The following is a 4,051-nucleotide window of genomic DNA, read 5'->3' as shown; positions in this document are numbered from 1 at the left end:
TTTTTGGATAAAATGGTTCATGCGTAGATATTCTCCTTATGTTATTTGGTGGTACTTTTAATATAACGAATATCTGCGTCTTTTAGAAGACACAAAGATAGGGTTGATGACATTTTAATTTTTGTCAGCAACCCTATTTATTGTAGAACCATTTAAATTAGAAAGTAGTTGACAAATTCATTTTATGATGATAAATTGTATTTACTAAAGATATTTGGAGAGAGATAACATGAAAACTTTTAGCACACACACATTTAAATTAGCTACAATTATTAGCATTATTAGGTAGTGTTTGTATCCGCAGTATAGATACAAACACGAAAAAAACTTTCAAGTTTGTATCTATGCGTGCTAAAGTTTTTTGTTGCTCGTATAGACTAATAATCTAAACGAGCGGCAGATTTTATCTCGCTTTTTTAATATACAGCTGTCAAAGCCTGTTTAGATTATTAGTTAATCTAAATAGGCTTTTTTTGTAATAAAATTTTTTGGGAAAGGGAATGAAGATTAATAATGGAAATGTCAGTTAAACCACAAGATTTAAATTGGGAAACATTAGGTTTTGGATACATAAATACTGGTAAGAGTTTTAGAGCATACTATAAAGATGGGAAATGGGATGGAGGCCAAGTAGTTGAGGCCAATACAATCACAATTAGTGAAGCTTCACCAGCAGTACATCTTGGTCAACAATGTTTTGAAGGACTCAAAGCCTACAGAACAAAAGACGGTTCAGTAAATTTATTCAGAGTAGATGAAAATGCGAAACGACTAGCACGCTCAGCTGATCAAGTGATGTTGCCACCGTATCCAGAAGATGCGTTTGTTGAAGCGGTAAAAGAAATCGTCCGTGCAAACGAAGAGTGGATTCCTCCTTATGGAACAGGTGCAACGCTTTACATTCGACCATTCTTAATCGGAGTCGGTGATATCGTCGGCGTATCTCCGGCATCAGAAGCCTTATTCGGAATATATGTTACACCTGTCGGTTCATACTTTAAAGGCGGTTTACAACCCGCACCTTTCATGGTCAGTGAATATGACCGAGCTGCACCAAGAGGAACCGGATCAGCTAAAGTGGGAGGAAATTATGCCTCAAGTTTTAAAGCGGGAAAAGAAGCTCAAGTGCATAACTTTGCGGATTCAATCTTCTTAGACCCAGCAACACATACAAAAATTGAAGAGGTCGGGGCAGCGAACTTTTTCGCTATTACTGAAGATGATGTCTTTGTCACACCTAAATCACCGTCTATTTTACCAAGTATTACAAAATACTCTTTATTGCATTTAGCAGAACATGTGCTTGGTTTAGAAACTTTTGAAGGTGACGTCTTTATTGACCAACTGGATCACTACAAAGAAGCAGGGGCTATGGGGACAGCCGCAGTGATTACACCGATTGGAAGTATTACTCAAGGCGACAAGAAACATGTCTTCTATTCAGAAACTGAAGTCGGACCACTAACTAGAGCCCTTTATGATGAATTAACTGGAATCCAATTTGGTGAAAAAGAAGGACCCGAAGGTTGGATTCAAAAAGTTGAATTTTAATTGTTGATGACTTGGATTAAAAGAAAGTAATTATAAAAAATGACAAACAAAGCAGAATTACTATTTAAAGCTTACCGAGATAACGCACCTTTAGAAAAAGGGAAGTTTAATTTCGAATCGACTCAAGAAGCCTATCAAGTACAAGATGATGTACTTGCTCTGAAAGAAGAGAATGGTGAAAAACATCAAGGTTACAAAATCAGTTTAACGAGTAAAGAAACGCAAGATTTATTCAATAGTGACTCACCTTTATTCGGACAAATGACCGATGTCACTGTGAAAAAAGATGCTTCACTTTCATTAACTGATTACAATGAACCTCTTCTAGAAACTGAGTTAGTCTTCTTAGTTCAAGAAGATGTTAACGGCGACGATACAGACGAGGAAGTAATGAGAAAATGTTTGGTTGCCCCAGGGATTGAAGTACCCGATGGCCGTTATGATGACTGGTTCCCTAAGACAACTTTCTATGAAGTTATCGCAGATGGTGCAGTGAATGGGGCAGTCGTTTATGGAGAAGCCAAGCAATACAGTTATGACGATGTGAAAAATATCGAAGCAGTTCTGTATTTAAACGATCAAGAAGTCAAACGAGGAAATTCTGAAGAAGTATTAGGACATCCAGTTAATTCCGTGAAATGGCTAGCCAAAGCCTTAGAAGAGCGTGGGGAAAAATTAACTGCTGGTCGATTTGTCTCATCAGGAACATTTATGCTCCCAGAGAGATTAGAAGCGGGAAATTATCGCGTTGAATATGAAAATGTCGGTGACGTTCAATTAACTGTCAAACCATAAAAATCGGAGGAAAATAAAATGAAATTAAATAAATTAAGTAAGTTATTATTATCAGGTTTAACTTTAATCGGTGCCTTAGCGATGCCATTCTCTAACAGTGTGAGTGCTCAAGAAGCAACAGGTGAACCAGTTGTTCTAGGAGTAAACTTAGAACTGACAGGACCCGCAGCACCATACAGTGTACCCGCTGTCGAAGCCTTTGAATTGTTTGTTGAACAAAAGAATGCTGAAGGCGGAGTATTAGATGGACGCCCATTAGAACTTGTAGTCTTAGATAATAAGACAGATACAACCGAAGGAGTTTCTTTACAAACACGTTTAGCGAATGATGAAGACGTTGTTGCTGTCTTTGGACCAAACGCTTCTGCAGTTGTTAATGCAGCAAAACCTGTAATCGAAGAAAATAATAAACCAAATGTCCTTCCAGCGACGACAGGAGATGGCCTGACATTAGATAGTAACGGCGAAGCCGTAGAGAACTTATTTAGAGTTGCCTATGAAGATTCATATCAAGGACGTGCCGGAGCTGAATATGTTTATAATACACTTGGCGCTGAGAACACGCTTCTTATCGTAGATAACGCATTAGATTATTCTTTAGGTCTAGCGGACGCTTTCGTTGAAGCTTATGAAGCTAAAGGAGGAACTGTTGTTGCAACTGAAGCTTATACTTCAGGTGATACAGACTTTTCATCACTGTCTACAGCAGTTTTAGGACATGAATTCGATGCCATTTATGTACCTGGTTACTATACAGAAACAGGCTTATTAGTCAAAGCACTCCGTGAAGTTGGCGTAACAGCACCAGTGGTTGGAGCAGATGGATTTGCGAGTGATACATTCGTAGAATTAGCTGGACCTGAAAACACAAATGACGTTCACTATACAACTCACTATGACACATCTTTAGAAAACGAAAAATCTAATAACTTTGTCGCAGACTATGAAGAAAAATTTGGTAAAGCCCCAGATACATTCGCTGCTTTAGGTTATGATGCGATTGCTTTCTTAGTTGATGGTATCGAAAGAGCTGGATCAACAGAGGCTGACGCAGTTAACCAAGCTTTAGCTGAAACTGTCGACTTCGAAGGAGTGACTGGTACATTCTCAATTAATGAAGAACATAACCCAGTCAAACCAGCCGTTATGGTTACCCTAGAAAATGGTGAAATTGTTAATGCTCAAGAAGTAAATGTGGAATAAATAGAAAAAAACGAGAAAGTACAGTTCATATTTGACTGTGCTTACTCGTTATTTTTGTAATAGCTCAGTTAATGCGCATTCGCTTAAAATACGAATGCGCGTTTCTGGCTAAACTAGAACTCGTTTAAAATAGGAATGCGCGTTTCCAGCTAAACTAGTATTCGTTTAAAATAGGAATGCGCGTTTCTGGTTAATCAAGTATTCGTTTAAAATACCAATGCGTGTTTTAGATTTTATGCTGGTCCTATGGACGTGGACAACCAGAGACACGCTCAATTTATTCATGAACTAAACTTATTTCTACCAAAAAGATAGTCAAGTAGTGTATTTCAGAATAAATATAAACTACGCTCCATTAATTGTTATTTTTTATAGGATGAATTGTAAAATTAAGTGCGACAAATAAAGAAACCCATAACAGGTTCGTGTAAAATGTTAGTAATGACAAAAACATAAACACGGAGGTCTGTTATGAGCTACACACATCTTACCATAGAGGAAC

The 4,051-nt window shown here is 37.6% G+C and carries 3 protein-coding genes; all 3 read left to right on the top strand.

What is annotated here, in order from left to right; genetic code table 11:
• The first annotated feature begins 519 nt into the window (after positions 1-519).
• The 3 genes from ACEN33_RS11915 to ACEN33_RS11905 are packed head-to-tail and all read left to right on the top strand — an operon-like array spanning position 520 to position 3,549.
• Positions 520-1,551, top strand: a complete 1,032-nt coding sequence (locus tag ACEN33_RS11915) for a branched-chain amino acid aminotransferase (protein ID WP_407090970.1) — start codon at positions 520-522, stop codon at positions 1,549-1,551.
• A 39-nt stretch (positions 1,552-1,590) separates the two neighbouring features.
• On the top strand, positions 1,591-2,346 hold the full coding sequence (locus ACEN33_RS11910; protein WP_138404126.1) for a 2-keto-4-pentenoate hydratase: 756 nt from the start codon (positions 1,591-1,593) through the stop codon (positions 2,344-2,346).
• 18 nt (positions 2,347-2,364) lie between these two features.
• Entirely contained in the window at positions 2,365-3,549 is a 1,185-nt protein-coding gene (locus ACEN33_RS11905; protein ID WP_407095179.1) for an ABC transporter substrate-binding protein, read from the top strand.
• Positions 3,550-4,051: the final 502 nt, after the last annotated feature.

The organism is Ruoffia sp. FAM 24228 (genome assembly GCF_045528575.1).
GTDB classification, from domain to species: domain Bacteria; phylum Bacillota; class Bacilli; order Lactobacillales; family Aerococcaceae; genus Ruoffia; species Ruoffia halotolerans.
Note: the sequence above shows the minus strand (reverse complement) of the source record. Positions and strands in the feature narration are given on the sequence as shown.

Coding starts and splice junctions, on each gene's coding strand:
- ACEN33_RS11905 (WP_407095179.1), top strand. CDS start 2,365: ATGAAATTAAATAAATTAAGTAAGTTATTATTATCAGGTTTAACTTTA.
- ACEN33_RS11915 (WP_407090970.1), top strand. CDS start 520: ATGTCAGTTAAACCACAAGATTTAAATTGGGAAACATTAGGTTTTGGA.
- ACEN33_RS11910 (WP_138404126.1), top strand. CDS start 1,591: ATGACAAACAAAGCAGAATTACTATTTAAAGCTTACCGAGATAACGCA.